The organism is Phenylobacterium kunshanense, from assembly GCF_003254525.1.
In the GTDB taxonomy this organism is placed as follows: domain Bacteria; phylum Pseudomonadota; class Alphaproteobacteria; order Caulobacterales; family Caulobacteraceae; genus Phenylobacterium; species Phenylobacterium kunshanense.
Genome location: NZ_QFYS01000008.1, coordinates 151075 through 177188, shown reverse-complemented (window position 1 = coordinate 177188; position 26114 = coordinate 151075). Strand labels below are relative to the sequence as shown.

Below are 26114 nucleotides of genomic sequence, written 5' to 3'. Positions count from 1 at the left end.
TCTGCAGCCTCAAGCACTTCCGACGCATCGCCACCCGCTTCGACAAACTAGCCAGGAACTTCCTCGCCACCGTCCTCCTCGGATCAGCACGCCTCTGGCTACAGGCTTATGAGTCCACGCCCTAGGCCGCGGCCCAGTTGAGGGCTTCGGGATCGTCCAGGGCCATCTCGTCCCAGTCGAGGTCCGGCGGCGGGCTCATGGCGGCGGCGACAACGGCGCTCATCTCGGCGGCCGAGGTCACGCCCACGAGGACGGCCGAAGCCTCCGGGCGGGTGAGCGCGAAGCCGAGCGCGGCCTGCAGCGGGTCGGACCGCCCCTCCGCGATAAGGCGGCGCGCGCGGGAGATGCGGCCCGCGGCGGCCTTGAGATGGCTGGGCGCGCGGTCGGGCGGCAGGAACAGGACGCCGTTCAGGAAGATCGAGCGCAGATGCACTTCGACGCCCATCTCGGCCAGGGTGGCGAGGGAGCCGTCGATCAGCAGCCGCTGGTCGAGCAGCGAGGCCGGCGCCTGGACGACGTCGGGCTTGAAGCGCCGCGCGACGCCGACCGGATCGTCCGACGCATAGACCGGGACGCCGATCTGGCGGCAGAGGCCCTGGTCCTTCAGCGACTTGAGGCGATCCCACATGGCCGGGCCATGCGGCGTGAACAGGTCGGTGGCCGAGGGCGCGACGATGGCGTGCACCCGCTCGACGCCCAGACGCAGCATCTGGGCCCGGAGCTCGGTCTCCACCGCATCGGGCCCGCGGTCGGGCCGAATACAGGTGAGGGTGATGCGGAACGGATTCGGCTGGGGCAGCGCGCCGCGCAGCAGGGTGTCGGCCGAGGCCCCGTGCCGGGAGACGTCCAGCACGCCCATGCCGGAGCGGCCGGCGATGGACAGGATGTCGCGCGCTTCGGCCTCACGCGGACGACCGCGTGGACCTGGCGGCTGGTCGAGACCAAACTGCGCAGTGCCGAGGCCGAGCTTGCTGAGGGGAGACGTCATTCGGCCTTTGCTTGGTGGAATCCGCGTGAGTCGCCATTTTGTCGCATGAAAGCTAATGAGCCGTATCCGACCTTGATTGACGCCGCCCGCCCCGCGCCGCTGCCCGAATGGCCCGTGTTCGGCCTCGTGGAGGACGTGCGTCCCGCCCTGCGCCAGGCCCGGGCGACGGACGGACATCTGGTCCTGGCCACCCTCGTCTCGGTCGAGGGCGGGGGGCCCCGGCCCGAGGGCACGCAGATGGTCTTCGCGCCCGATGTGGTCGCCGGCTATTTTTCCGGCGGCTGCGTGGAGGGCGACGTGGCCGGCCATGCCTGGGCCTGCCTAAGCGATGGAGAACCGCGGCGCCTGGTCTATGGCGAGGGCAGTCCGTGGCCGGACATCCGGCTGCTCTGCGGCGCGCGGATCGAGATCGTGCTGGAGCGGGTTCCGGCGGACGACCCGGCCCTCGGCGAACTGCTGGCGGCGGAAACCGAGCGGCGGCCGGTGACATGGGTGAGCGACGGGCGGGCGCGCGCCTGCGGGCCGGACGTCTCCCCCTGGGCGGAGGCGACGGTGGTGAAGCGCTACGAGCCGCCGCATCGGCTGGTCGTCGTGGGCGGTGATCCGACAGCCCTCGCGATCGCGGAACTGGGCGTCAGGTCGGGCTTCGAGACGACCCTCGTCCGACCCAAGGGACCCGAGACGCCGCCCCCCGTCCCCGGCCTGGCCTATCGGCGCGACGAACCCGGCGCGGCCCTGGCGGCGATCCGCCTCGACCCCTGGACCGCGGTGGCGGTGGCGACCCACGACCTGGACACCGACCGCGCGGCGCTGGCCGTGGCCCTGCCGTCGCAGGCCGGCTACGTCGGGTTGCTGGGCGCGCGGCGCAGGCTGGCCGGCCGCCTCGCGGAACTGGAGGCGGGCGGGATGGCGACGTCGGCGCTGGCGCGGCTGCGGGCGCCTATTGGCCTCGACATCGGCGGCAAGGCGCCCTTCGAGGTGGCGGTGTCGGTGATCGGCGAGATCACCGCCCTGCGCTACGCCCGCGGCAGCAGCAGCACCTCGACAGAGCCGCCGGCCTCGACGGCGGGTGCGTTGGGCGCGCGGCGCAGCAGCGCGTTGGCCATGGCGAAGACGCTGACCAGCGACGAGTCCTGATCCTTGTAGGCCCGGGCGGTAAGGCCGTCGCCGAAGCTGACCTGTGCGCGCATCCAGTGCTCCCGGGGGCCATTGGCGGCGAGCGGCGCTTCGGCCCGCGCGCTCAGCATCGGAAGCGCCGGGTCGGCGCCCTGGAAGGCCGCGAGGATCGGCCGAAGGAAGAGTTCGGCGCAGACGAGGGCCGAGGCGGGATTTCCCGGCAGGCCCAGCATCCGCCGGCCGTCCGCCAGGACGCCGAAGAACGTCGGCTTGCCGGGCCGGATGGCCACGCTGGACACACGCAGTTGCAGGCCGAGCGCCTGGCCGGCCGTACGGACAAGATCGTGGTCGCCCACCGACGCGCCGCCGATGGTGACGACCAGGTCGCCCTCGGCGGCGCGCAGGGCCTGGACGGTGGCCTCCAGGTCGTCCCGCACTGGCCGGGCGCGGCTGACCTCGGCGCCCCAGCCGCCGGCGAGGGCCGCGAGGGTGCGGGAGCCGGAGTCGTAGATCTGGAAGGGGCCCGGCTCGGCCGGGGCCTCGACGATCTCCTCGCCGGTGGAGAAGAGCGCCACGCGGGGGCGCCGGGCGACGGGCAGGTCGGCGGCGCCGGCCGCGGCGGCCAGCGACAGTCGCCAGGGATCGATACGCAGGCCGGCGTCGAGCAGGGTCTGGCCGGCGGTGAAGTCGCCGCCCGCGGGTCGTACGTTCTGCCCGAGCTTCGCGGCCGGAACGGTCACGAACTCGCCCTCGCGGGTGACGTCCTCCTGGATCACCACGGCGTCGGCGCCCGCGGGCACGGCGGCGCCGGTGAAGATCCGGACGGCCTGGCCCGGGGCGACCACGCCTTCGAACCCATGCCCGGCGGCGCTCTCGCCGACGACGGTCAGCCGGCCCGGCGCGTCGGCGAGGCGGATCGCGTAGCCGTCCATGGCCGAGGCCGCGAAGGGCGGCTGGTCACGCCGGGCGACGACCGGCTGGGCCAGCACGCGGCCGATGCTGTCGGCGATGGCCACGCGCTCGGAGGGCAACGGCACGACCTCGGCCAGCATCCGCGCGCGGGCCTCTGCGACGGGGAGGAGTTTCACGGCGCCGTCCAGTCCCCGCTCTTGCCGCCGGTCTTGGAGACGAGGCGGACGGTCTCGATGACCATGCCCTTCTCGGCGGCCTTCAGCATGTCGTAGAGGGTCAGGCAGGCGACGGAGGCGGCGGTGAGAGCCTCCATCTCGACGCCGGTCTGGCCGGTGGTCTTCACCCGCGCGGTGACGGCGAGGCCGCCGTCGGCCGGCTCGACCCGCACCTCCGCCTTGGTGATCGGCAGCGGGTGGCACATCGGGATCAGGTCGGAGGTCCGCTTGGCGGCCATCACGCCGGCGATCTCGGCCACGGCGCGCACGTCACCTTTCTTGCCCTCGCCGGACAGGGCCAGGGCCAGGGTCTCGGGGGTCATGCGCAGGAAGCCCTCGGCCACCGCCTCGCGGGTGGTCACCGCCTTGTCGGAGACGTCGACCATGCGGGCGCGGCCGGTCTCGTCGATGTGGGTGAGGCGGCTCACGACTCCATCAGCCGGGGCATGAGCTCCACCATGTTGCAGGGGCCGTGGCGGCTGTCGAGCTGGGCCGAGATCACCTTGTCCCAGCCGTCCTTCACCGCGCCGTTGGAGCCCGGAAGGCAGAAGACGAAGCAGCCCTTCACGATCCCCGCCAGGGCCCGCGACTGGAGCGTCGAGAGGCCCACCGACTGGTAGCTGACCAGGTGGAAGACCACGCTGAAGCCGTCGATCTCCTTGTCGAACAGCGGGCGGATCGCCTCGGGCGTCACGTCGCGGCCGGTGATGCCCGTGCCGCCGGTGGTGACGATGGCCTCTGCCCCGTCGGCCACCCACTTCAGGACCTGGGCCCGGATTTCCTCGACGTCGTCCTTGACGATGCCGCGCGCGAACAGCTGGTGGCCGGCGTCCGTGACGCGGCTGGCCAGGAGATTGCCGGAGGTGTCGCTCTCCTCGTCGCGGGTGTCGGAGATGGTCAGGACGGCGACGCGGACGGGCTTCAGCGTCCTGGCGGTGTCGATCTTGCCACCGGGGGTGAGCGCATTCATGGGCGGACTCCTTACGCGCCCCTTTCTAGCGCACGCGTCGCGCTATTCCACCGTCACCGACTTCGCGAGGTTCCGCGGCTGGTCGATGTCGCGGCCCAGGCCCCGGGCCACCTGGTAGGCCAGCAGCTGGAGGGGGATGTTGAGCAGGATTGGATCCAGCTCCGGCTCGCTCTTCGGGACCGCGAACGCGGCCTCCACGCCGTCCAGCCGCACGCCTTCGTGAGTGACGGCCAGGACCGGGCCGTGGCGGGTGCGCACCTCGGCGATGGTGGAGAGGTTCTTCGCCAGCAGGTCGTCGTCGGGCACGATGGCCAGGGTCGGGGTCTCGGGCGAGATCAGCGCCAGCGGGCCGTGCTTCAGCTCGGAAGCGGGATAGGCCTCGGCATGGAGGTACGAAACCTCCTTCAGCTTCAGGGCGCCCTCCATCGCCACGGCGTAGCCGGCGCTGCGGCCGATGAAATAGGCGTGGTCGGCCTTGGCCAGGATGGCCGACAGGGCCCCGACCTCGGCCTCACGGGTCACGATCGAAGCGATCTGGTCGGGCAGGGCGGAGAGGGCCGCCAGCAGCCGCGCCCCCTGGGCGGCCGACAGGTCGCGCACGCGGCCGAGCTGCAGCGCCAGCAGGGCGAAGGCGACGGCGGTGGAGGTCCAGGTCTTGGTGGAGACCACCGCCACCTCCGGCCCGGCGTGCAGGTAGACCCCCCGGCCGCACTCGCGGGCGATGGTGGAGCCGACGGCGTTGATGACTCCCAGCACCCGGCCGCCCTTGCGCTTCACCTCTTGGATGGCGGCCAGGGTGTCGAAGGTCTCCCCCGACTGGCTGACGGCGATGTAGAGCGTGTCCTGCTCGATGACCGGATTGCGGTAGCGGAACTCCGAGGCGGGCTCGGCGTGGGCGGGGATGCGGGCCAGGGTCTCGATCAGGTGCGCCCCAAGAGTCCCGGCGTAGTAGGCCGAGCCGCAGCCCAGGATCTTCACCCGCCGGATGTCGAGCATCTCGCGCGCCGCCAGCTCGATGCCGCCGAGGTGTGCGGTGTTGAAGCGGTGGTCGAGGCGGCCCAGGAGGGTGCGCCGCACGGCCTCGGGCTGCTCGGCGATCTCCTTCTGCATGAAGTGGCTGTGGTCGCCCTTGTCGAAGCCGGAAACCTCGCCTTCCAGGGCCTGGGTGGCCTTGGTGGTCTCGGCGCCCTCCAGGGTCAGGACCGAGAAGCCGTCGGCGCGGACCTCGGCGATCTCGCCGTCGTCCAGGTGCGCGACGTGGCGGGCGTGGCCCATGAGGGCCGAGGCGTCGGAGGCCACGAACATCTCGCCGTCGCCGACGCCGACCACGACAGGTCCGCCGTTGCGGGCGGCGATGATGGCCTCGGGCCGGGCGGCGTCGATCACCGCGATCCCATAGGCGCCCTTCACCTGGCCGAGCGCGGCGCGGACGGCCTCGACGAGGCTGTTCTCGGGGCGGCGGGCGATCAGGTGGGCCAAGACCTCGGTGTCGGTCTCGGAACGGAAGACGACGCCGTCGGCGGCGAGGCGGCGGCGCAGCTCGGCGGCGTTCTCGATGATGCCGTTGTGGACCACGCCGATCCGACCGGTGGCGTCGGTGTGGGGGTGGGCGTTGGCGTCGCTGGGCTCGCCGTGGGTGGCCCAGCGGGTGTGGGCGATGCCGACCACGCCAGACAGGCCGGACGCCGGCAGCACGCCCTCCAGCTCGCGCACCTTGCCCTTGCGCTTGGCGACCGCGAGAGCACCGTCGACGATCACCGCCACACCGGCGCTGTCATAGCCCCGGTACTCGAGCCGGCGCAGGCCCTCCAGCAGCAGCGGCAGGGCCTGCCGGTCGCCCACGTAACCCACGATTCCGCACATCAGCCTTGGTCCTCAGCCGTAGATGATCCGCCGGATCTGCCGCAGGCTGTAGGGCGGCGCGGGAAAGCGCCGGCGGGTGAGCTCGTCCGCGATGCGGGCGTAGATCTCGTCGTTGCGCCGGCCCAGCCTGAGCAGCGCGGCGTGGCGGCGGCGGACGAAATCCTCCGGCTGTTCCGCGAGATAGCTGAGCACGTCATCGACGATCCGACTGGCCTGCGACGGATCGAGGGCGTTGGACCGGGCCACATAGGCCACGAGATCGTCCAGGTCGCCCGCATCCGACATCGCGGGGGGATTTGCCTCTGCCATGCCCGCTAGACAACGCCCGTGCCCGAATTCGGGCAAGCGCTTCCTGCTCGCGAATGGCGATGCTTGTGACTATCTCGGGCCGAGCCTCTCCGGGGACCGTCCGTGATCCAGTCCGCCCGCCTCAAGATCCTCGTCGACGCGCCGCCGAAGACCCCGGCGAAATACGTGCTCTACTGGATGCAGCAGTCGCAGCGGGCGGCGTTCAATCCGGCGCTGGAGTACGCGGTCGAGGAGGCCAACGCGCTCGATCTGCCGGTGCTGGTCTGTTTCGGGCTGACGGCCTTCCCGGAGGCGAACGCGCGGCACTACGGCTTCATGCTGCAGGGCCTGGCCGAGGTGCGGGACCGGCTGGCCGAGCGCGGGATCGGGTTCGTGATCCGCAAGCAGCCGCCGCACGAGCTGGCGCGGGCGCTGGCGACGGACGCGGCGCTGGTGGTCTGCGACCGCGGCTACCTGAAGATCCAGCGGACCTGGCGGGCGAAGCTGGCGGAGGGGCTGGACCGGCGCCTCGTCCAGGTGGAAGGCGACGTGGTCGTGCCCATCGAGCGGGCCTCGGACAAGCACGAATACGCGGCGCGAACGATCCGCCCCCGCATCCAGCGGGTCATGGACGAGTTCATGGAGCCGCTGGAGCCCCGGGCCGTGCGGTGTCGCGCAGATGGGTTGCTGATCGCGGGAGACATCGACCTGGACGACGTCCCGCGCGTGTTGGCCGGGTTGAAGATCGATCATGCGGTCGGCGTGGTGAAGCGCTTTCCCGCCGGAGAGGGCGCGGCGCGGGCCCAGCTCGCCGCCTTCCTCGGCGACGGCCTGCGCCGCTACGGCGCCGAGCGGGGCAAGCCCGAGGCGCGGGCCGCCTCGCTGATGAGCCCCTACCTGCATTTCGGCCAGATCTCGCCGGTGGAGATCGCCCTGGCGGTGCGCCAGCGGGGCGAGGGCGACAGCCGCGCGAGCTACCTGGAGGAGCTGATCGTCCGGCGCGAACTGGCGATGAACCACTGCTTCCACGCCCCGGCGTACGACAGCTACGGCGTGCTGCCCGAGTGGGCGCGGAAGACCCTGGCCGACCATGCGGGCGACCCGCGCCCGCACCTCTACACGCGCGAGCAGTTCGAGGCGGCGGCGACGCACGATCCCTACTGGAACGCGGCCATGCGCGAGATGCGGGCCACGGGCTACATGCACAACCACCTGCGCATGTACTGGGGCAAGAAGGTGCTGCACTGGTCGGCGAGCCCCGAGGAGGCGTTCGAGACCCTGCTGGCGCTCAACAACCGCTGGTTCCTCGACGGGCGCGACCCGAACTCGTTCACCAACGTCGGCTGGATCTTCGGCCTGCACGACCGGCCATGGGGCCCGCAGCCGGTGTTCGGCACGGTCCGCTCGATGGGCCCCAACACCTTCAAGAAGTTCGACGCCGACGCCTATGTCCGCGGGGTGGCCTACCTCGAATCCCGGGAGGCCTGACCAGCCCGCGCGGAATTAGGCCTCGTCGTCGTCGCGGGAGCGGCGGTTGGCCTGGCGGCGGGCCTCGCGGGCCTTCTGTTCCTCCCAGTAGGCCATGCCCTCGTCAGGCTTGAACATGGTCCGGGGCGCGCCCGCCTTGCTGGCCACGGCGAAGACATTGCCCTTGGGGTCGTAGAGCAGCCGATCGCCGTTGGCGCGGGTGAGGGTGAGCGTGCCCTTGGGCGGATTGTCGACGAAGGCGTGAGCCTTCCTCACGAACACGTCGACCGTGTCGGCCCCGAACGCCTCGCCATTGCGGGCGAAAGCACGCTGGGCGTTCTCCTCGGCCGAGAAGCGGCGGCTGGCGGACCACATCGGCTTGCCGTCGACCAGCTTCACCGGATCATCCCGGCGGTCGGTCTGCGAGCGTTCGCGCGCCGTGGCGTCCGTCGTCTCGCCCGTGGGCGCGGTCTCGGCCATCTGGGTTCCGGCCGCCTGCGTCGGCGCCACCGCGGAGGGGCCATTGTCGCACGCGGTGACGGCCAGGGCCGCCGCAGCCAGCAGCAGCACAATCCTGGTTCCAGCCATCCTCAAACTCCGTCCTATGGTTGAGTTGGAACAAAGACGGAACATATCCGGCCGGGTTTGTCGAGTCCCCGCGGATGACCTAAATCGGAGCCCTCTTCAGGTCGGGGCATTGGCGTGGCCGATAAGCGGGTTCTCTTCATCGTCGGCGGCGGTATCGCGGCCTACAAGGCGCTGGAGCTGACGCGGCTCCTGCGCAAGGCAGGCGTCGGCGTGCGGCCGATCCTGACCGCGGCCGGAGCTCAGTTCGTGACGCCGCTCAGCCTGTCGGCGCTGGCCGAGGACAAGGTCTATTCCGAGCTCTTCAGCCTGACCGACGAGGCCGAGATGGGCCACATCGAGCTGTCCCGGTCGGCGGACCTGGTCGTGGTGGCGCCGGCGACGGCCGACCTGATGGCCAAGGCGGCGAACGGGCTGGCGGGGGACCTGGCCTCCACGGCCCTGCTGGCGACCGACAAGCCGGTGCTGATGGCGCCGGCGATGAACGTGCGGATGTGGGAGCATCCCGCGACCCAGCGAAACCTGGCCCAGCTCAAGGCCGACGGGATCCGGTTCGTTGGGCCTGACGAGGGCGCCATGGCCTGCGGGGAATACGGACCGGGGCGGATGGCGGAGCCGGCGGCGATCCTGGACGCGGTCCTGGAGGCCCTCGGCGGCGCGCGGCCCCTTGCAGGACGGCGCGCGATCGTCACGGCGGGACCGACCGCCGAGCCGATCGATCCGGTCCGGCTGATCACCAACCGCTCGTCAGGCAAGCAGGGCTATGCCATCGCGGCGGCGCTCGCGGCCCTGGGCGCGGAGGTCACGCTGGTGAGCGGCCCCACGGCCCTCCCGGCGCCGTCGGGGGTGAAGCGGGTCGAGGTTGAAACCGCGCGGCAGATGCTGGCGGCCTGCGAGGCGGCGCTGCCGGCCGATGTCGCCGTCTGCGTAGCGGCCGTGGCCGACTGGCGGCCCGAGGCGGAGGGCGACCGCAAGATCAAGAAGGGACCGGAGGGCCCGCCACCGATCCGCCTGGTGGAGAACCCCGACATCCTGGCCACCCTGTCGAAGTCCGACCGGCGGCCAAGGCTGGTTGTGGGCTTCGCGGCCGAGACCAACGACGTCGAGCAGCACGCCCAGGCCAAGCTGGCCAGGAAGGGCTGCGACTGGATCGTCGCCAACGATGTCAGCATCGCGGGCACGATGGGCGGGGACGACAACGCCATCGCCATCGTCACGGGCGGCGGAATCGAGCGATGGGATCGCCTGCCAAAGGGCGAGGTCGCCCGCCGGCTGGCCGAGCGCATGGCCGAGGAGCTTTCGAAGTGACCGCCCCCGTCGTCCCGATCCAGCGCCTGCCTCACGCCGCGGACCTGCCCCTGCCGGCCTACGAGACGGCGCAGGCGGCGGGGATGGACCTGCGGGCCGCGGTGCCCGAGGACGAACCGTTCGTGCTGCGGCCGGGCGCGCGCCACGCGATCCCGACCGGCTTCGCCTTCGCCCTGCCGGAGGGGTTCGAGGCCCAGGTGCGGCCGCGGTCGGGCCTGGCGCTCAAGTCGGGGATTACCTGCCTGAACACCCCCGGCACCGTCGACGCGGACTATCGCGGCGAGGTGAAGGTGATCCTGGCGAACCTGGGCGAGGAGGACTTCACCGTCCGCCGAGGCGACCGCATCGCCCAACTCGTGGTGGCGCCGGTGGTCCAGGCGCGCTGGACTGAGGTGGAAAGCCTGGAAGAGACCGTTCGCGGCGCAGGCGGCTTCGGCTCGACCGGCGCGAGCTGAGGCTCAGTCGGTCACGAACTTCGGCGCCCAGGCCTGCCACTCGCGACCCAGGGCGACGAAGTCGAACTCTTCCTGGGGCAGGTGGCGGACACCTGGAATGAGCGCCCAGGGCAGGGCGCTCTGGGTCCAGGTCTGGACGACCGGGATGACCCAATCGGTCTGATCGAGGCTGCCGGCCCGGAGGCTCAGGAAGTCGCGCGCTTCGGCTGCCTGGGCGTAGATCCGGCAGCGGCAGGTCGGGCAGAGGTTCTGCTCGACGTTGCGCCCCGACGGCGTCGGCAGCCGGACGAGATCCATCTCGCCCTTGAACAGGACGTCGGCGGACCGCACCACGACGGTGAGGCCGAAAGCCGAGCCGGAGCGCTTCTGGCAGTCGTGGCAGTGGCAGGCGTAGGCGAGCAAGGGCGCGGCGGTCAGCCGGTAGCGGACCCGGCCGCACACGCACCCGCCCAGTTGCGGCAACCGAACCGTCATCATCGCGCCGCTCCCCGACTCGTCATGGCGATATCGGCGGTGGAGCTGGCGGTTGCAAGTGAGCGGTGAACAGCCGATTGGCGAGGCGCCATTTTTGACTCATTCGTCAAAAGAAGGGCTGTCCGGAAAAAGATTCGGCCCGCAGCGGGGGATATTCGCTGCGGGCCGTCTTGAGCAGTCGCTCTGATTGAGCGGGCGTTTCCTCCCCGAAACGCCGGAGACTTCAGGACTAGCGCCTTCATGTCTCTCGCCAGATGACAGAACGGCAATTTCCTGCCCGAGTCAACGGGCGTTCAGAGTGTTTCAGGCATGTGACGTTCAGATTTTCGAGAGCAAAGGAAATTTCTCGTTAAGTTTTGACAGAAGCGTCAAATGCTCTCGACTTCAGCGTGTTGAAGGGTGTGCAGCTCACGTCAAAGACGAAGTCCGGCCGGGAAACCGTAACGGGGCCCAGGCCGGCGGCGGTGAGCGCCAGCGACGCGTCGGCGATCTGGGCCGAATCGACCAGCAGCCCGTTAGGCCGGCGGGTCGCCCCCGCCGCGGTCAGGCGGGAGACCACGGCGTCCTCGTCCGCGTCGCCACGCGCCGGCCAGGCCAGGGTGGCGCTGCGCAGGGCCGCGGCCCGCGCCTCGACGATGCGCAGCAGCCGTTCGGCCGAGGCAAGGGCTTCGGCGTCCCAGTCCGCGCGAAGGCTGGCGGCAAGCTGCGCCTGGCTCTTCAGCATCACGCCGTCGGCCAGCACCTTCAGCCCGTTGGCCACCAGGGTCGCGCCGGTGGTGGTGATGTCGACGACGATCTCGGCCGTTCCGGCGGCCGGGGCGCCTTCGGTGGCGCCGCCGGATTCGGTGATGCGGTAGTCCGCAAGGCCGTGGCGCGCGAAGAACGACCGGGTCTGGGTCAGGTACTTGGTCGCCACGCGCATCCGCCGCCCGGTGCGGGCGAGGTAGTCGTGCGCCACCTCTTCCAGGTCGGCCATGGACTCCACGTCGAGCCAGCTCTTCGGCACCGCGGTGACGAGATCGGCGCGGCCGAAGCCGAGCGCCCGCAGGAGCAGGACGCGCGACTCCATGTCCTCGCCCCGCTCGCGCAGCAGATCCTCGCCGGTCACGCCCAGGTGGACCTCGCCCGCGTCGAGCGCGTCGGCGATGTCCGAGGCGGACAGCAGGCGCACCTGGGCGCCGGGCAGGCCCTTCAGCGCCGCCATGTAGCCCCGCGCCCCACCGCTGATCTCGAGCTTGAGCCCGCTGTCCGCGAGCCAGCCCTCCACCTGTTCCTTCAGCCGTCCCTTGGAGGGGATGGCGATGACGAGTCCGCTCATGCTTCGCCTCCCGTCCAGGCGCGCCACGGACGCACCATGCAGCCGACCGCCCGCGCGTCGGCCGGTCCGCCGAGCCTCGCCAGCAGCCCGTCGTAGCGTCCGCCGACGGCCACGGGGCGCTCTGTCCCCAGCGCCGCCGAGCGGACCTCGAAGGTAATCCCATCGTAGTAGTCGAAGGCGTGCCCAAGGGCCGGCGTGAAGCGCGTTCGGTCGGCGGGCGCGGCCCGGGACAGTTCGAGGAGACGCGTCTCCCAGCCAGCCAGGGCGGCCTTCAGCGCCGCATCGTTCGGGCCCGCAAGCTCGCGCATGCGGGCGAAGGCGTAGGCCGGCGTGTCGTCGATGGCCATGAAGCCGCGGATCGCCTCCGCCTGCGCCTCGGTGAGCGCCGGCGCATTCGTCGCCTCAGCCTTGCGCACCAGCCGGGCCGCGATCTCGGCCGGGCCGCGTCCGCCCACCGGCTCGACGCCGGCCAGGGCCCAGACCTCCTCCAGCAGGGCCGCGGCCTGGGCCTGGTCCAGTCCGGAGAGCAGGCCGGCCAGCGTGCCGCCCGTGGCGTCGGTGGGCGAGCTCGTCCGGGCCAGTTCGGCCCACAGGAGGCGCGGGCGACCGGCCACCCGGCGCAGGCGCGCCGCGAGGCCTTCGGCGAGGCCCAGGGAGTCCACGAAGGCGCCGAACAGCGCCACGTCGCCCAGGGCCAGGGACAGGTCGTCCCGCCCGCCGGCGACGGCCGACCGCCATGCCAGGCCCGCGATCTCGGCGTCGGCCTGCTCCACGGCTCCGCCGCCGGGCGAGAACATCTCCAGGCCGATCTGGACGAACTCCTCGGGCCGGTCCGAACCGGCTGCCGAGCGGAACGCCGCGCCCTCGTACCAGTAGAGCCCGGCCGCGCGGCCGCCTTCGATGTGCTGGCGGGCTATGGCCACGGTGAAGTCCGGGCGCAGGCAGCTCTCGGCGCCGCCCTCGGCCTGGACCACGAACAAGCGGGCGCGCATGGCCTCGCCGGCGAGGTCCAGCAGCAGGTTCAGCGGTTGCAGCAGCGGCGCGTCGGCGCGCTCGGCGCCGGCGCTCTCGAGGGGCGCCCGGACGGCGGCGAGCACCTCGGCGGGGACGGTGGGCTCGACGCGCATCAGCCGGCGTCCAGGATGCGGCGGAGGGCAGAGGCGAGCTCGCCGCGCGGGATCGTCTGTTGGCCGGGCCGTTCGCCGCGCCACTGGGCGTTGTCGGTGACCTTGGAGGCCAGCTCGCGGCCGAGATCGAGGTCCTTCACGGTGACGGTTCCTGCCGCCAGCTCATCGTCGCCGACGATGACGGCGGCGGGCGAGAGACGCCGGTCGGCGTACTTCATCTGCGCCTTCATGCCGGACGAGCCGAGATAGACCTCCGCCGGGATGCCGGCCTCGCGGATCTCGCGGGCGATGGCGAAGTAGTCGGCCATCCGCTCCTGGGAGAAGGCGATGACCACCACGGGGCCGCGGGCCGTCGTGGCCCGGCCCCTGCCCGCCGCGCGCAGGGCGGCGGCCAGGCGCGAGACGCCGAAGGAGAAGCCGGTGGCCGGCGTGCGCTCGCCGGTGAAGCGGGCCACGAGGTCGTCGTACCGGCCGCCCCCGCCGATCGAGCCGAAGCGCATGGGCTGGCCCTTCTCGTCCAGCGTCGAGAGCAGCAGCTCGGCCTCGAAGACGGCGCCGGTGTAGTATTCCAGGCCCCGGACCACCGAGGGATCGAAGGCCGCCCGGTCCGTCCCGACGCCCAGGCCGCGCAGCGCCACGTCGATGGCGGCGAGTTCGTTGAGCCCTTCGTCGCCCTCCGCGGAGCCGCCGACCACGTCCGCCAGCTTCGCCAGCGTTTCGGACCGTCCGCCCACGCCCGCGGCGGTGAACGCCAGGACCCGCTCGGCGGCGGCGGGGTTCAGGCCAGCGCCCTTGGTGAAGTCGCCGCTCTCGTCCTTGCGGCCCTCGCCCAGCAGCAGGCGCACGCCGTCGGGACCCAGGCGGTCCAGCTTGTCGACCGCCCGCAGGATGGTGAGTTTCTGGGCCTCGCTGGTGACGCCGATGGCGCTCATCAGGCCGTTCAGGAGCTTGCGGTTGTTGATCTTGATGACCGCCGAGCCGGCGGGAAGACCGGCGGCCTCCAGGCCCTCGACCGACATGGCGATGATCTCGGCGTCGGCCTCGGGGCGCGCGGAGCCCACGGTGTCGGCGTCGCACTGGACGAACTCGCGGAAGCGGCCGGGGCCCGGCTTCTCGTTCCGCCAGACCGGCCCGAAGGCGTAGCGGCGGAAGGGCTTGGGCAGGGTCTCCCAGTTCTGGGCGGCGAACCGGGCCAGCGGCGCAGTCAGGTCGTAGCGCAGCGCCATCCACTGATCGTCGTCGTCCTGCAGGGCGAAGACGCCCTCGTTCGGCCGGTCGGCGTCGGGCAGGAACTTGCCCAGGGCGTCGGCGTATTCGAACGCTCCCGTCTCCAGAGGCTCAAAGCCCCAGGCCTCATAGACCTTGGACACGGCGGCCAGGATGGATCGCTCGGCGACGACGTCGCGGCCGCGGCGGTCGATGAATCCACGGGGGCTTCGGGCTTCTGGGCGCTCGCTCATGGCGGGGCGCTTACCGGCTGGCGCGGCGTCACTCAAGGAATTGGAGGAAGGAAGGCTCATCGGTCGTCTCTCGAAAGCTTGAGGCGACGGACGAAGCTGAAGGTTCGAGCCCCGTCCGCTTGTGCGGGGCTCGGTGGGCTCGCGTCAGACCACGCGCATCCCGCCCGATCCCGCGAGGGTCGGATGGTGATGGCCGTGATGGTGCGAACGCCGCGTCATGACGGTCCGGCTGATAGCGGAACTTCGGGGGCGAGTCACGGGGCTGGCGGGCCCGGCCCGTCAGGACGACCGCTTGCTGATGGGGCCGACAACCTCATAGACGATGGACACGCCTTCGAGCCGTTCGGGCAGACCCTCGAAGGGAGCGCCCAGGTTCACCTTCACCGCGGGCTCGGCGCCGACCTTGGTGAGGCCGACGCCGACGATCGGCACTTCGCTTCCGAAAGTCGTCTTCACCCGGGCCTTGACGCGGCGGGCGTCTTCGATCGAAGCCATGCCGAGAGCCTAGGCCAGGGCGCGCTAGACCGCCAGCGACACGGCAAGGTCGTCCATCACCCGGCCGATCGGATTGGCGTAGGTCAGACCCTTGCCGTTGCTGCCGCCGACATCGCCGCCAGCGAAAAGCAGCGCGCAGGCTCTCATATCCGCATCGACGATGACCGAACCGCTGTCGCCGCCAGCGCTGAACGCGCGGGGGCCGGCGCCCTCGATCTCGATCTGGTTGTCGAAGGATAGGTTGCCGGAGTCATAGCCGACGACCACGCCGTCCAGCTCGACTGCGGTGACGGTTCCCCAGGTGACGCCGGTGGTTCGCCCGACCTTCGCGACCCGGTCGCCCGCGTCGAGCGGATCCTGGCGCAGTCCGCCAAGCGTGCCCAGGCCCGTGAGCTGGGAAGCATTCCATCCAATGCTCCCGTCCATGCTGGAGATCGCCGCGTCCACAAAATTGGCGACGCCCCGGCGGAGGCGCACGAAATCGAGCAGCGCGCCCGCCTGATCGGCTGAGGTTCCGCCGTCGTAGGGGCCTGGTTGGAGGATGGGATCGCCGATCCTGGCCGCGTTCTCGTTGGCCAGTACGTGGTTGTTGCTGAGGATCGCGAGCTGTCCGTCAGCACGCCGCCGCACAAAGGCGCCGAGCGTGCCGGCCGTGACCCGGTAGTGAGCGATCGACGAGCCGATCAGCAGGGGACGCTGCTCCTGTCGATGCCATGGCGCGGCCGCCGCCACCGGGACGCCAGCCCGGCCGCGGCGAGGCGCGCGATCCAGGGCGAAGAGGCGTCCAACGTAGCGTACATCCACCTCTCCCCGCGCCTCTTCCGAGATCGCCCGGATCATACGCTCGTCCTCCTCAAGGGACCGGCGCTGGAGGCGCACGGCGAGCTGGTAGTCCTTGCCGCGGCGAGCGATGCCGAGGGCCATGGCGCGCACTGGCCCGAGGGCCTTTCGGGCGGAGTGGGACCGGACGCCAAAGCGTCCTTCCGTGAGCGCCGCAGTCACGGTGGGTTCGACGATCTGACTGGTGAGCTGGGCCTTCAGGGCCCGGACTGAATCGAGCTGCATTTGGACCTCCGTCGCGCGGCGCGATCTGGACACCCCTGCGTCAGCGCGCCGAACGGAGGAGAGGATTGCGCGGTGGGGCCTTTGGAGCGCGTGACGTTCGTCACGCTCCTGCCTACCCACATTGGGGTGCTGCGCCGGGTCGGGATGTCGCAGTTTTCCGCAATCTGACCGGATGGGGGGCCTCAACACAGCCGATGGCCGCATTTGTCGGCGATGGCGACCCAAGGTCGATGGACTCTGTTATGTGAGCTTCCTAACGTTTCCGGCGTGGAGGCGTCATGACGGGTGCGCGCGCAATGCCGCCAGCAGGTCTGGGCGAACAGCCCGGGCTTGAGGTGGACTTCGGCATGCTGTTCCAGGTGGCGCCCGTGGGTCTCGCGGTGCTGGACGCCGACCTCCGCTATATCCGCTGCAACGAGTTCCTGGCGGAGATCAATGGCATTCCGGCGTCCGAGCACCTGGGCCGGACCCTGCGCGAGCTGCTGCCCGAACTTGCGTCCGAGGTGGAGCCGCGGTTCCGGGCGGTGCTGGAGACGGGCAAGCCGCAGCAGGGTCTGCAGGTCACGGCGATCACGCCGAGGGCGCCGGGGCTGCGCCGGACCTTCATCGAGAACGTCGCGCCCCTGCGGGATTCCAGCGGGAAGGTCGGCGGACTGTTGATCGGCATCCAGGAGATCACGGCGCTGGAGGAGACCGAGGCGGCCCTCCGGGAGAGCGAACGCGCGCTGCGGGCGTCGCAACAGCTCAGCCCGGAATGCTTCGCCATCCTGCTGGCCGTGCGGGACGAGAAGGGCAAGGTCGTGGACTTCATCTGGGAGTACGCGAACCCGGCCGCCGAAGCGATCGTCCGCGCCGGACCCCTGGCGGGACGGCGCATGCTGGACGTCTTCCCAGGGAGCCATGACCACCCGCAGATGGTTCCTCGCTACCTGCGCACGCTCGCGACCGGCAAGGCGAGCGAGGTTGAGTACGCCCACGAGTTCCGAGGCGTGACCTATTGGTACCGGGACGCCGCCGTGAGGGTCGATCGCGATCGGGTGGCGGTGGGCTTCCGGGACATCACGGCCCAGAAGCGGCTGACCGAACGCCTGGAACTGGTCACCGGTGAGTTCCGCCACCGGGTAAAGAACTCCATCGCCGTGGTCGCCGGCCTGGTCTCGCGGGAGGCCAAGTTCGCCCGCAGCGTCCCCGAGTTCGCCGACGCCCTGCGGAACCGGCTGGCCTCGCTGGCGGCGGCGCAGGATCTGCTCACGGTCGACGCCGACAGCGACGTGGCGCTTGCCGACATCGCCAGGGCGGCCCTGTCGCCGTTTGAAGGCCATCGGCTGGACGTGAGGCCTGGCCCGGAGGTCGCAATCTCCTCGGGACGCGTGACGCTTCTCGCCATGGCGCTGCACGAACTGGCCACCAATGCCGTCAAGCACGGGGCGCTGTCCGCTCCTGAAGGCGAGGCCGACCTGAGCTGGCGCGTCGAAGGCGGACGGGTCGCGCTGGTCTGGTCCGAGAGCGGTGGTCCCCCGGTGGCGGCGCCAACTCGCGAAGGCTTCGGCTCCCGCCTGATCGCCGATGCGGCCGAACGCCTGCCGAATGGCGGGCTCGAACGCGAGTTCCGGCCGTCGGGCCTTCGGGTCACCATCGCGTTCGACCGCGAGGACGGCGCCGCAACGTAAGGCGTCCGCGGAGGCCCCACTAGGCGGGCGGACGCGGCGGGCCTAAAAGCCGGCCATGCGCGAAATCACCCATTTCATCGACGGCGCCAGTTTCACCGGCGCCTCCGGCCGCTTCGGCGACGTCTTCAATCCCAACACCGGCGAGGTGCAGGCCCGCGTCCAGCTCGCCACGGACGCGGAGCTGGACAGGGCCGTCCAGTCGGCGCTGAGGGCTCAGGCGACGTGGTCGCAGGTGAACCCGCAGCGGCGGGCGCGGGTGATGTTCGAGTTCAAGCGGCTGGTGGAAGCCCGCATGGACGAACTCGCCGAACTCCTGTCGTCTGAGCACGGCAAGGTGATCGCCGACTCCAAGGGCGACATCCAGCGGGGCCTGGAGGTCATCGAGTTCGCCTGCGGCATCCCGCATGTGCTGAAGGGCGAATACACCGAGGGCGCCGGCCCGGGCATCGACGTCTATTCCATGCGCCAGCCGCTGGGCGTGTGCGCCGGCATCACTCCATTCAACTTCCCGGCCATGATCCCGATGTGGATGTTCGGCATCTCCATCGCGGTGGGGAACACATTCATCCTGAAGCCGTCGGAGAAGGACCCCAGCGTTCCGGTCCGCCTGGCCGAGCTGATGATGGAGGCCGGCGCGCCGGCCGGCGTGCTGAACGTCGTGCACGGCGACAAGAGCGCCGTCGACGCGATCCTCGACCATGCCGACATCAAGGCGGTGAGCTTCGTCGGCTCGTCCGACATCGCCCACTACGTCTACAGCCGGGGAACGGCGAACGGTAAGCGCGTCCAGGCCATGGGCGGCGCCAAGAACCACGGGATCATCCTGCCGGACGCCGACCTGGAACAGGCGACCAAGGACCTCATCGGCGCCGCCTACGGCTCTGCCGGCGAGCGCTGCATGGCCCTGCCGGTGGTCGTGCCGGTGGGCAAGAAGACCGCCGATGAGCTGCGCGAGCGCGTGCTGGCCGAGCTGGACGGCCTGAAGGTCGGCCTCTCGACCGATCCGGCAGCCCAGTACGGCCCGGTCGTGAGCCAGGCCCACAAGGAGAAGATCGAGAGCTACATCGACCTCGGCGTGAAGGAAGGCGCCGAGTTGGTGGTCGATGGCCGCGGCTTCGCGCTCCAGGGCTACGAGAAGGGCTTCTTCATCGGCCCATCGCTGTTCGACGGCGTGAAGAAGGGGATGAAGACCTACAATGAGGAGATCTTCGGGCCCGTCCTGCAGATCGTCCGCGCCGAGACCTTCGAGGAGGCGCTCGACCTGCCCTCGTCCCACCAGTACGGGAACGGGGTCGCCATCTTCACCCGCAACGGCCGCGCCGCGCGCGAGTTCGCCGCCCGGGTGAATGTCGGCATGGTGGGCATCAATGTGCCGATCCCGGTGCCGGTGGCCTATCACACCTTCGGCGGCTGGAAGCGGAGCGCCTTCGGCGACACCAACCAGCACGGCATGGAAGGCGTGAAGTTCTACACCAAGGTGAAGACCATCACCGCCCGCTGGCCGGAAGGCGCGGTCGAGGACTCGGCGTTCGTCATCCCGACGATGAAGTAGCGTCCGCGCTGATCCGGGCGGCGAGCTCCTTGACTAGCTTGGCCGCCAGGGTCGCGGTCATGCCGTGGATGTCCCGGTCGGGGTTCAGCTCGACGATGTCGCCGCCGATCACCGGCCCGGGCGTCTTCCAGATCACGTCGAGCACCTCGCGAGTGGTGAGGCCGCCGGGTTCGTGGTGCGACACGCCTGGCGCGAAGGCAGGGTCGAGGCCGTCGAGGTCGATGGAGATGTAGGTCGGGCCCGCAGGCAAGGCGGCGAGGCCTTGACCGTGCTCGTCCGGCGCGAAGGCGCGGACGCCGAACCGGGCGATCTGATCGCGCAGGTGGGCGTTGACGGTCCGGATGCCGAGCTGGGTCAGGCCGCTCGCCAGGCCCCGCTCCAGGATCCGCGCGAACGGCGAGGCGTGCGACAGCGGGTCGCCCTCGAAGTCGTCATAGAGGTCTGGGTGGGCGTCGATGTGGACGATCCGCGGCGGGGCGACACCGGCGGCGGCCATCCCGGCCAGGACGGGGTAGGTGATCGCGTGGTCGCCGCCCAGCACGATCGTCGGGCCGTGGGCGAAGGTAGCGCGGACGGCGTCGACCATCCTGTCGAAATCGCCAGCGTCTTCCCGCAATTGGACATCGCCGACATCATGCAGCACGGCGGCCACGTCGACGCCGTTGCTGGCGATGAGGTGGCTGTGGCTCGAATGCAGCGCTTCACGGATCGCCCCGGGGGCCCGAGCCGAACCGCGAAGGAACGAGGAATGCTGGTCGGTGGGAAGGCCCAGGAGGGCGACGCGGGTCATGCCGCGAAGCTAGCCGCCTCCGCGTGCCGCGCCCACCCCGCCGCCGTCAGGTGCGGCGGCTGACCTGGGCCTTGTTGGCCATGCGGGTCTTGGAGCCCTGGCCGCGCTCGATCTCCGTCCGCTCGGCGCGCCGGGAATGGTTGGACGAGAAGACGGCGCCCTCGGCCGCCTCGCCCCAGTCGGACTGGGGTCGGTCGTCCTGGCCCAGCTTGTGGACGTCGACGTTGGCCGGCGTGCCGGTCCCCAGGTCGCCGGCTTCGGTGCGGTCGTTGTTGGCCATGGGGCGCTCCCTGTCTGCCTGAAGGGCAGAACGCGCGGGGCGACGGGCCGTTCCTTGCGCTCCCGGGTCTCGCCCGCTAGGCGGGGAGCCGATGGCTTCCGCCCTGCAAGACGCCTACGACGCCCGGGTCGTTTCCGGCGCGATCCGCTCCGACCCAGCCCAGCTCGCGGCCCTGGCGCCGCTGGCCCGGCTTGAGGCCGACCTGGCCGCCGCCGAACCGAAGGGCGGGCTCGGCCGGCTGTTCGGCAAGCGGCCCGAGAGCCAGCGGGGCGTCTACCTGATCGGCCCGGTCGGTCGCGGCAAGACCATGCTGATGGATCTCTTCTTCGAGACCGCCCCGGTCGAGAAGAAGCGGCGCACGCACTTCCACGTTTTCATGGGCGAGATCCACCGACTGATCGACGCCTGGCGCAAGGGCGACGCGGGGGCCCGCAAGGCCCGGTTCGGCCAGCACAAGGGCGATGATCCGATCCCGCCGGTGGCCGACGTGGTCGCCGCCGAGGCCCGGCTGCTGTGCTTCGACGAGTTCCAGGTCACCGACATCGCCGACGCCATGATCCTGGGCCGGCTGTTCGAGGCCCTGTTCGCGCGCGGCGTGACGCTGGTCGCCACCTCCAACCGCATGCCGGACGAGCTGTACAAGAACGGTATCAACCGCCAGCTCTTCCTGCCGTTCATCGATCTGCTGAAGAGCCGCGTGGACGTGGTGACGATCGCCGGGCCGCACGACTACCGGCTGGACCGCCTGCGCGCGGCGGGGACCTGGTTCTCGCCGATCGATCCGGACAACGAGCGCGCGTTCGAGGCCCTGTGGAAAGAGGTCCTGGGCCCCGAGGAGGAGGACGGCGAGACGCTGGAGGTTCTGGGCCGCAAGGTCCACTTCCCGCATGCGGCGGGCAACCTGCTGCGGGCCAGCTTCGCCAGCCTGTGCTCTGTGGCGCTGGGCCCCAACGACTACATCGCCGTCGCCGAGCGGTTCCACACTGTGTTCCTGGAAGGCCTGCCGCGCCTCGACCCCAGCCGCCGCCAGGAAGCGCGCCGGCTGGTGACCCTCATCGACGCGCTATACGAGGCCAAGACCCAGCTCGTCGTCCTGGCGGAGACCGAGCCCACGAAGATCTATCCGGAGGGGGACGGCGCCTTCGAGTTCGAGCGCACCGCCTCGCGCCTCCAGGAGATGCGCTCGGCCGACTGGCTTCAGGACCGCTAGCTCCTCAGCGCCTTCACCAGCTCCCGCGCCGACGGTCGCAGGTCGTCGAGGTCGCGGACCACGATCATCAGCTCGCGGACCGCCCAGTCGTCGGCGAGGTCGATCACGGCGAGGTTCATGGTGCGGGCGGCCCGGCGGGCGATGCTCTGGGGCACGACGCCGACGCCGACGCCGGACTCCACCAGCCGGCAGACGGCGTCGAAGCTGCGGAGCTGGACGCGGGCGCGCAGGGGGCGGCCAGCGCGCGCGGCCTTGTCGGTCAGGAAGCGCTGCAGCGAGCTCGAGCGTTCCAGGCCGACGAGGTCGAAGGCTAGCACCTCGGCGAACGGCACGGAGTCCCGCATCGCGAGGGGATGGTCTCGGGCGGTTACGACCACGAAGCGGTCCGACCGGAAGGGGAAGGCCTGCAGCGCGCCTGTGTCGACGGTGCCGGCGACGATGCCCACATCACCGACGCCCTCTGCGATCAGCCCCACGATCTCGTCGGACAGGCGCTCTTCCAGATCGACGCTCACCTGCGGGTGGGCGGCGAGGAACGACGACAGGACCTCGGGCACGAACTCGGTGAGGGCGTTGGTGTTGGCCAGCAGCCGGACCTCGCCCGAGCGACCGCCGGCGAAGGCCGAGAGGTCCTCGCGCATCCGCGCCGCCTGGGCGAGCAGGCCGCGGGCGTGCTTCAACAGCATCCGGCCGGCAGGGGTGGGCGTGACTCCCTGGCGCGAGCGGGTCAGGAGCTCGGCGCCGAGGGCGGCCTCCATGTGGCGGATGCGGGTGGAGGCGGCGGCCAGCGCCAACGCGCTGCGCTCCGCGCCGGCGGTGATCGAGCCCGCTTCCACCACGTCGCAGAACAGCCGGAGGTCAGTGAGGTCGAACCGCATCCTTCGCCTTTCGCGAAGGAAGGCTAGCGCGTTTGCGCATTGTCCGTATAGGGCGTCTGCGGATACTTCATCATTGGCGAAGTTCCGCGACCCTACGTGACGTGTGATACGCAGGCTTCGTTGACACCCCCCGCGTGGAGCCTAAAACCCGTGGGGCCGAAGGCTTTTGGGGAGGCGGCGGCTACGCCATGACCATCGTTCCACGCGGTCCTGCAGACCGTCCCATGTCGCCGCACCTGTCCGTGTGGCGCTGGCATGTGACCATGGCGGCTTCGATCGCCACCCGCGTCACCGGCGTCGGGCTGTACCTGGGCGCCCTGATCCTGGCGGCCTGGGCGCTCAGCCTGGCCAGCGGTCCCGAAGCCTATGGCGCCTTCAAGGCCTGCCTGGGCTCGCCGCTGGGCAAGTTCGTGCTGTTCGGCATGAGCCTGTCGTTCTTCTATCACCTGGCCGCCGGCGTCCGGCACATGGTCTGGGACCTGGGCTACGGCATGAAGGTCCAGCAGGCGAACGTGCTCTCGGTGGCCAGCTTCGCCTTCGCGATCGCCGCGACCCTCGCGGTCTGGGTCATCGCCGGCATGGTGGGAGCGCTCTGATGGGCAAGCCCGATTTCCGCACGCCGATGTCCCGCGCCCGCGGCCTGGGCGCCGCCCACCACGGCGCCGCCGAGTGGCTGTCGAACGGCCTCATGGCCGCCGCCCTCGTGCCGCTGACCCTCTGGATGGTGTTCGCCGTCCTGCGGCTGGCGCAGCTCGACTACTACGGCGCGGTCCAGTGGATCCGCAGCCCGGTGAACGTCTCGCTGATGGTGCTCACCGTGGTGATCGCCTTCGCCCACATGCACCACGGCATGCGGGTCGTGATCGAGGACTACGTCCACCAGCGCCTCGGCAAGCTGGGCGCCGTGGCCCTCAGCCTCTTCGTCAGCGGCCTCGCCGGCGCGCTGACGGTCTTCTCCATCCTCAAGGTCGCGCTCGGGGGCGCTTGATAGACCCATGGCGGCTTACGAATTCATCGATCACAAGTTCGACGTCGTCGTCGTCGGCGCCGGGGGCTCGGGCCTCCGGGCGGCGCTGGGCTGCGCCCAGGCCGGCCTGAAGACGGCGTGCGTCACCAAGGTGTTCCCGACCCGCAGCCACACCGTGGCGGCGCAAGGCGGCATCTCGGCCAGCCTCGGCAACATGGGCGAGGACGACTGGCGCTGGCACATGTACGACACCGTCAAGGGGTCGGACTGGCTGGGCGACCAGGACGCCATCGAATACCTGTGCCGGAACGCCCCCGCGGCGGTCTATGAGCTGGAGCACTGGGGCGTGCCGTTCAGCCGCACGGCCGAGGGCAAGATCTACCAGCGCGCCTTCGGCGGCATGACCAAGAACTACGGCGAGGCGCCGATCCAGCGCACCTGCGCGGCGGCCGACCGCACCGGCCACGCCATGCTGCACACCATGTACGGGCAGAGCCTCGCGCACGACACCGAGTTCTTCATCGAGTACTTCGCCCTCGATCTGATCATGGACGAGGGCGTGTGCCGGGGCGTCACGGCGTGGAAGCTGGACGACGGCACCCTGCACCGGTTCCAGGCCCAGCTCGTGATCCTGGCCACCGGCGGCTACGGCCGGGCTTACTTCTCGGCCACCAGCGCCCACACCTGCACCGGTGACGGCGGCGGGATGGCCCTGCGCGCCGGCCTGCCGCTGCAGGACATGGAGTTCGTGCAGTTCCACCCGACCGGCATCTACGGCTCGGGCTGCCTGATCACCGAGGGCGCCCGCGGCGAGGGCGGTTACCTGACCAACTCGGAAGGCGAGCGCTTCATGGAGCGCTATGCGCCCACCGTGAAGGACCTGGCGCCGCGCGACATGGTCAGCCGCGCGATGACCATGGAGATCCGTGAAGGCCGCGGCGTGGGTCCGAAGAAGGATCACATCTTCCTGCACCTCGACCACCTGGATCCGAAGATCCTCGCCGAGCGCCTGCCGGGCATCTCGGAGAGCGCCAAGATCTTCGCCGGCGTCGACGTGACCAAGGAGCCGATCCCGGTGCTGCCGACCGTGCACTACAACATGGGCGGCATTCCCACGAACTTCTATTCCGAGGTCGTGACCAAGGCCGGGAAGAACCCCGACCAGGTCGTCCCGGGCCTGATGGCCGTGGGCGAGGCCGCGTGCGTCAGCGTGCACGGGGCCAACCGCCTGGGCTCCAACAGCCTGATCGACCTCGTGGTGTTCGGACGCTCCGCCGCGCTGCGGGCTGCGGACACCATCAAGGCCGGCGCCACCCAGCCCGAGCTGAAGCCCGCGATGACCGACGGTCACCTCGCCCGCTTCGACCGCTTCCGCAACGCCGACGGCGGAACGACCACGGCCGCCCTGCGCCTCGAGATGCAGATGGCGATGCAGGAGGACGCGGCGGTCTACCGGACCTCGGACGCGCTCAAGTCGGGCGTGGCGCGGATGAACGCCGTCAACGCCAAGCGCCCCGACCTGAAGGTCAGCGACCGCAGCCTGGTCTGGAACAGCGACCTGATGGAGACGCTGGAGCTCGACAACCTGATCGGCCAGGCGCTGGTCACGGTGACGGGCGCCGAGAACCGCAAGGAAAGCCGCGGCGCCCACGCGCACGAGGACTTCCCCGACCGCGACGACAAGACCTGGATGAAGCACACGCTCGCCTGGTTCGACGACGCCACCGGCAAGGTGAAGATCGACTTCCGCCCGGTGCACGACTTCACCATGACCAACGAGATCGCGCCGTTCCCGCCCAAGGCGCGGGTCTACTAGGCGGAAAGGGACGAAAGCGATGGTCGAATTCCGTCTTCCCCGGAACTCCCGCATCACCGGGGGCAAGCACTTCCCGGCCCCGGCCGGCGCGGGCAAGGTCAAGACCTTCAAGGTCTACCGGTACGATCCCGACAGCGGCCAGAACCCGCGCTGGGACACCTATGACGTGGACACCAGCCAGTGCGGGCCGATGGTCCTGGACGTGCTGATCCACATCAAGAACACCATGGACCCGACCCTGACATTCCGGCGCTCGTGCCGCGAAGGGATCTGTGGCTCGTGCGCCATGAACATCGCCGGCCGCAACACCCTGGCCTGCATCCACGGCCACGACGAGTGCCCGGGCGACAAGGTGGCGATCAGCCCGCTGCCGCACATGCCGGTGGTGAAGGACCTGGTCCCCGACCTGACCCTCTTCTACGCCCAGTACGCCTCGGTGGAGCCCTGGCTGCACACCGAGACGCCCGAGCCGCAGAAGGAATGGCGCCAGAGCCCCGAGGACCGGGAGAAGCTGGACGGCCTCTACGAGTGCATCCTGTGCGCCTGTTGCTCGACCTCGTGCCCGAGCTACTGGTGGAACCAGGAGAAGTACCTGGGCCCGGCCGCCCTGCTGCACGCCTATCGCTGGATCATCGACTCCCGCGACGAGGCCACCGGCGAGCGCCTGGACGACCTGGAAGACCCCTTCAAGCTCTACCGCTGCCACACGATCATGAACTGCGCCCAGGTCTGCCCGAAGGGCCTGAATCCGGCCAAGGCGATCGCCGAGGTCAAGAAGATGCTGGCCGACCGGGTGGTGTGAGCCTCCGGCGCTTGGCGAAGGACGAAGGGGCTGCCGCGGCGGC

Annotated in this window: 26 protein-coding genes and 2 pseudogenes; 12 read left to right on the top strand and 16 right to left on the bottom strand. The window is 70.6% G+C overall.

Features of this window, described 5'->3' with window-relative positions; all coding sequences use genetic code 11:
- Positions 1 to 125 (top strand): annotated as a pseudogene (locus DJ019_RS17035) (IS5/IS1182 family transposase); the annotation flags it as partial.
- On the opposite strand, the gene DJ019_RS17030 reads toward DJ019_RS17035, so the two are convergent.
- Positions 122 to 988, bottom strand: a complete 867-nt coding sequence (locus tag DJ019_RS17030; protein WP_111277263.1) for a bifunctional regulator KidO — start codon at positions 986 to 988, stop codon at positions 122 to 124. The pseudogene DJ019_RS17035 and the gene DJ019_RS17030 overlap by 4 nt on opposite strands.
- Before the next feature lie 45 nt (positions 989 to 1033).
- Here DJ019_RS17030 and DJ019_RS21440 point away from each other — a divergent pair.
- A pseudogene (locus DJ019_RS21440) lies at positions 1034 to 1981 on the top strand (XdhC family protein); the annotation flags it as partial.
- Between the two features lie 23 nt (positions 1982 to 2004).
- Here DJ019_RS21440 and DJ019_RS17020 read toward each other — a convergent pair.
- The 5 genes from DJ019_RS17020 to DJ019_RS17000 are packed head-to-tail and all read right to left on the bottom strand — an operon-like array spanning position 2005 to position 6349.
- Entirely contained in the window at positions 2005 to 3192 is a 1188-nt protein-coding gene (locus tag DJ019_RS17020) for a molybdopterin-binding protein (protein ID WP_133255325.1), read from the bottom strand.
- The gene (gene moaC, locus DJ019_RS17015) at positions 3189 to 3659 is read right to left on the bottom strand and encodes a cyclic pyranopterin monophosphate synthase MoaC (RefSeq protein WP_111277261.1); all 471 of its coding nucleotides are present in this window, start codon (positions 3657 to 3659) and stop codon (positions 3189 to 3191) included. The genes DJ019_RS17020 and moaC overlap by 4 nt, the downstream gene beginning before the upstream one ends.
- A complete protein-coding gene (gene moaB, locus DJ019_RS17010; RefSeq protein ID WP_111277260.1) occupies positions 3656 to 4201 on the bottom strand; it encodes a molybdenum cofactor biosynthesis protein B in 546 nt (181 codons plus the stop codon). Before moaB ends, moaC begins: the two co-directional genes overlap by 4 nt.
- A gap of 42 nt (positions 4202 to 4243) precedes the next feature.
- Entirely contained in the window at positions 4244 to 6064 is a 1821-nt protein-coding gene (gene glmS, locus DJ019_RS17005) for a glutamine--fructose-6-phosphate transaminase (isomerizing) (protein ID WP_111277259.1), read from the bottom strand.
- A gap of 12 nt (positions 6065 to 6076) precedes the next feature.
- Complete coding sequence (locus DJ019_RS17000) at positions 6077 to 6349, bottom strand: hypothetical protein (RefSeq protein ID WP_111277258.1); 273 nt, start codon at positions 6347 to 6349, stop codon at positions 6077 to 6079.
- Positions 6350 to 6475: 126 nt separating this feature from the next.
- Between DJ019_RS17000 and DJ019_RS16995 the strand changes: the two genes are divergently transcribed.
- Positions 6476 to 7840, top strand: a complete 1365-nt coding sequence (locus DJ019_RS16995) for a deoxyribodipyrimidine photo-lyase (protein ID WP_205854194.1) — start codon at positions 6476 to 6478, stop codon at positions 7838 to 7840.
- 15 nt (positions 7841 to 7855) lie between these two features.
- On the opposite strand, the gene DJ019_RS16990 is transcribed toward DJ019_RS16995, so the two are convergent.
- Entirely contained in the window at positions 7856 to 8407 is a 552-nt protein-coding gene (locus DJ019_RS16990; RefSeq protein WP_111277257.1) for a hypothetical protein, read from the bottom strand.
- Between the two features lie 114 nt (positions 8408 to 8521).
- Between DJ019_RS16990 and coaBC the strand changes: the two genes are divergently transcribed.
- The gene (gene coaBC, locus DJ019_RS16985; RefSeq protein ID WP_111277256.1) at positions 8522 to 9712 is read left to right on the top strand and encodes a bifunctional phosphopantothenoylcysteine decarboxylase/phosphopantothenate--cysteine ligase CoaBC; all 1191 of its coding nucleotides are present in this window, start codon (positions 8522 to 8524) and stop codon (positions 9710 to 9712) included.
- On the top strand, positions 9709 to 10167 hold the full coding sequence (gene dut / locus DJ019_RS16980; RefSeq protein ID WP_111277255.1) for a dUTP diphosphatase: 459 nt from the start codon (positions 9709 to 9711) through the stop codon (positions 10165 to 10167). The genes coaBC and dut overlap by 4 nt, the downstream gene beginning before the upstream one ends.
- Before the next feature lie 3 nt (positions 10168 to 10170).
- Here dut and DJ019_RS16975 read toward each other — a convergent pair whose 3' ends face one another.
- The 6 genes from DJ019_RS16975 to DJ019_RS16950 form a co-directional block, all read right to left on the bottom strand.
- The gene (locus DJ019_RS16975) at positions 10171 to 10644 is read right to left on the bottom strand and encodes a GFA family protein (protein WP_111277254.1); all 474 of its coding nucleotides are present in this window, start codon (positions 10642 to 10644) and stop codon (positions 10171 to 10173) included.
- A gap of 346 nt (positions 10645 to 10990) precedes the next feature.
- A complete protein-coding gene (hisG, locus tag DJ019_RS16970; RefSeq protein ID WP_111277253.1) occupies positions 10991 to 11959 on the bottom strand; it encodes an ATP phosphoribosyltransferase in 969 nt (322 codons plus the stop codon).
- The gene (locus DJ019_RS16965; protein WP_111277252.1) at positions 11956 to 13086 is read right to left on the bottom strand and encodes an ATP phosphoribosyltransferase regulatory subunit; all 1131 of its coding nucleotides are present in this window, start codon (positions 13084 to 13086) and stop codon (positions 11956 to 11958) included. The genes hisG and DJ019_RS16965 overlap by 4 nt, the downstream gene beginning before the upstream one ends.
- The gene (hisS, locus tag DJ019_RS16960; RefSeq protein WP_420849886.1) at positions 13086 to 14606 is read right to left on the bottom strand and encodes a histidine--tRNA ligase; all 1521 of its coding nucleotides are present in this window, start codon (positions 14604 to 14606) and stop codon (positions 13086 to 13088) included. Before hisS ends, DJ019_RS16965 begins: the two co-directional genes overlap by 1 nt.
- 219 nt (positions 14607 to 14825) lie before the next feature.
- A complete protein-coding gene (locus DJ019_RS16955; protein ID WP_111277250.1) occupies positions 14826 to 15041 on the bottom strand; it encodes a hypothetical protein in 216 nt (71 codons plus the stop codon).
- A 24-nt stretch (positions 15042 to 15065) separates the two neighbouring features.
- Entirely contained in the window at positions 15066 to 16106 is a 1041-nt protein-coding gene (locus DJ019_RS16950; RefSeq protein ID WP_111277249.1) for a hypothetical protein, read from the bottom strand.
- A gap of 296 nt (positions 16107 to 16402) precedes the next feature.
- On the opposite strand from DJ019_RS16950, the gene DJ019_RS16945 reads away from it, so the two are divergent.
- A complete protein-coding gene (locus DJ019_RS16945) occupies positions 16403 to 17776 on the top strand; it encodes a sensor histidine kinase (protein WP_205854192.1) in 1374 nt (457 codons plus the stop codon).
- Positions 17777 to 17831: 55 nt separating this feature from the next.
- On the top strand, positions 17832 to 19328 hold the full coding sequence (locus tag DJ019_RS16940; RefSeq protein ID WP_111277247.1) for a CoA-acylating methylmalonate-semialdehyde dehydrogenase: 1497 nt from the start codon (positions 17832 to 17834) through the stop codon (positions 19326 to 19328).
- Here the strand turns inward: DJ019_RS16940 and DJ019_RS16935 are convergent.
- Entirely contained in the window at positions 19309 to 20118 is an 810-nt protein-coding gene (locus DJ019_RS16935; RefSeq protein ID WP_111277246.1) for an arginase family protein, read from the bottom strand. The genes DJ019_RS16940 and DJ019_RS16935 overlap by 20 nt on opposite strands.
- A 46-nt stretch (positions 20119 to 20164) precedes the next feature.
- On the bottom strand, positions 20165 to 20398 hold the full coding sequence (locus DJ019_RS16930; RefSeq protein ID WP_111277245.1) for a hypothetical protein: 234 nt from the start codon (positions 20396 to 20398) through the stop codon (positions 20165 to 20167).
- A 91-nt stretch (positions 20399 to 20489) separates the two neighbouring features.
- Here DJ019_RS16930 and zapE point away from each other — a divergent pair, with 91 nt between their 5' ends.
- Positions 20490 to 21608, top strand: a complete 1119-nt coding sequence (gene zapE, locus DJ019_RS16925; RefSeq protein WP_111277244.1) for a cell division protein ZapE — start codon at positions 20490 to 20492, stop codon at positions 21606 to 21608.
- Here zapE and DJ019_RS16920 read toward each other — a convergent pair.
- Positions 21605 to 22486, bottom strand: coding sequence for a LysR family transcriptional regulator (locus DJ019_RS16920; protein WP_111277243.1), 882 nt, complete (start codon positions 22484 to 22486; stop codon positions 21605 to 21607). The two genes, zapE and DJ019_RS16920, sit on opposite strands and share 4 nt — an antisense overlap.
- Positions 22487 to 22674: 188 nt before the next feature.
- Here DJ019_RS16920 and sdhC point away from each other — a divergent pair, with 188 nt between their 5' ends.
- From sdhC to DJ019_RS16900, 4 genes are read left to right on the top strand one after another with little or no spacing between them, the layout of a single operon-like run.
- Positions 22675 to 23082: a succinate dehydrogenase, cytochrome b556 subunit gene (gene sdhC / locus DJ019_RS16915; protein WP_111277242.1), complete on the top strand. Its 408-nt coding sequence runs from the start codon at positions 22675 to 22677 to the stop codon at positions 23080 to 23082.
- Complete coding sequence (gene sdhD, locus DJ019_RS16910) at positions 23082 to 23474, top strand: succinate dehydrogenase, hydrophobic membrane anchor protein (protein ID WP_240606523.1); 393 nt, start codon at positions 23082 to 23084, stop codon at positions 23472 to 23474. The genes sdhC and sdhD overlap by 1 nt, the downstream gene beginning before the upstream one ends.
- A gap of 7 nt (positions 23475 to 23481) precedes the next feature.
- Positions 23482 to 25269 carry a succinate dehydrogenase flavoprotein subunit gene (gene sdhA, locus DJ019_RS16905; protein ID WP_111277241.1) on the top strand — a complete coding sequence of 596 codons (1788 nt, stop codon included), beginning with the start codon at positions 23482 to 23484 and terminating at the stop codon, positions 25267 to 25269.
- A gap of 19 nt (positions 25270 to 25288) precedes the next feature.
- Positions 25289 to 26071 carry a succinate dehydrogenase iron-sulfur subunit gene (locus DJ019_RS16900; RefSeq protein WP_111277240.1) on the top strand — a complete coding sequence of 261 codons (783 nt, stop codon included), beginning with the start codon at positions 25289 to 25291 and terminating at the stop codon, positions 26069 to 26071.
- The last annotated feature ends 43 nt before the right edge of the window (positions 26072 to 26114 follow it).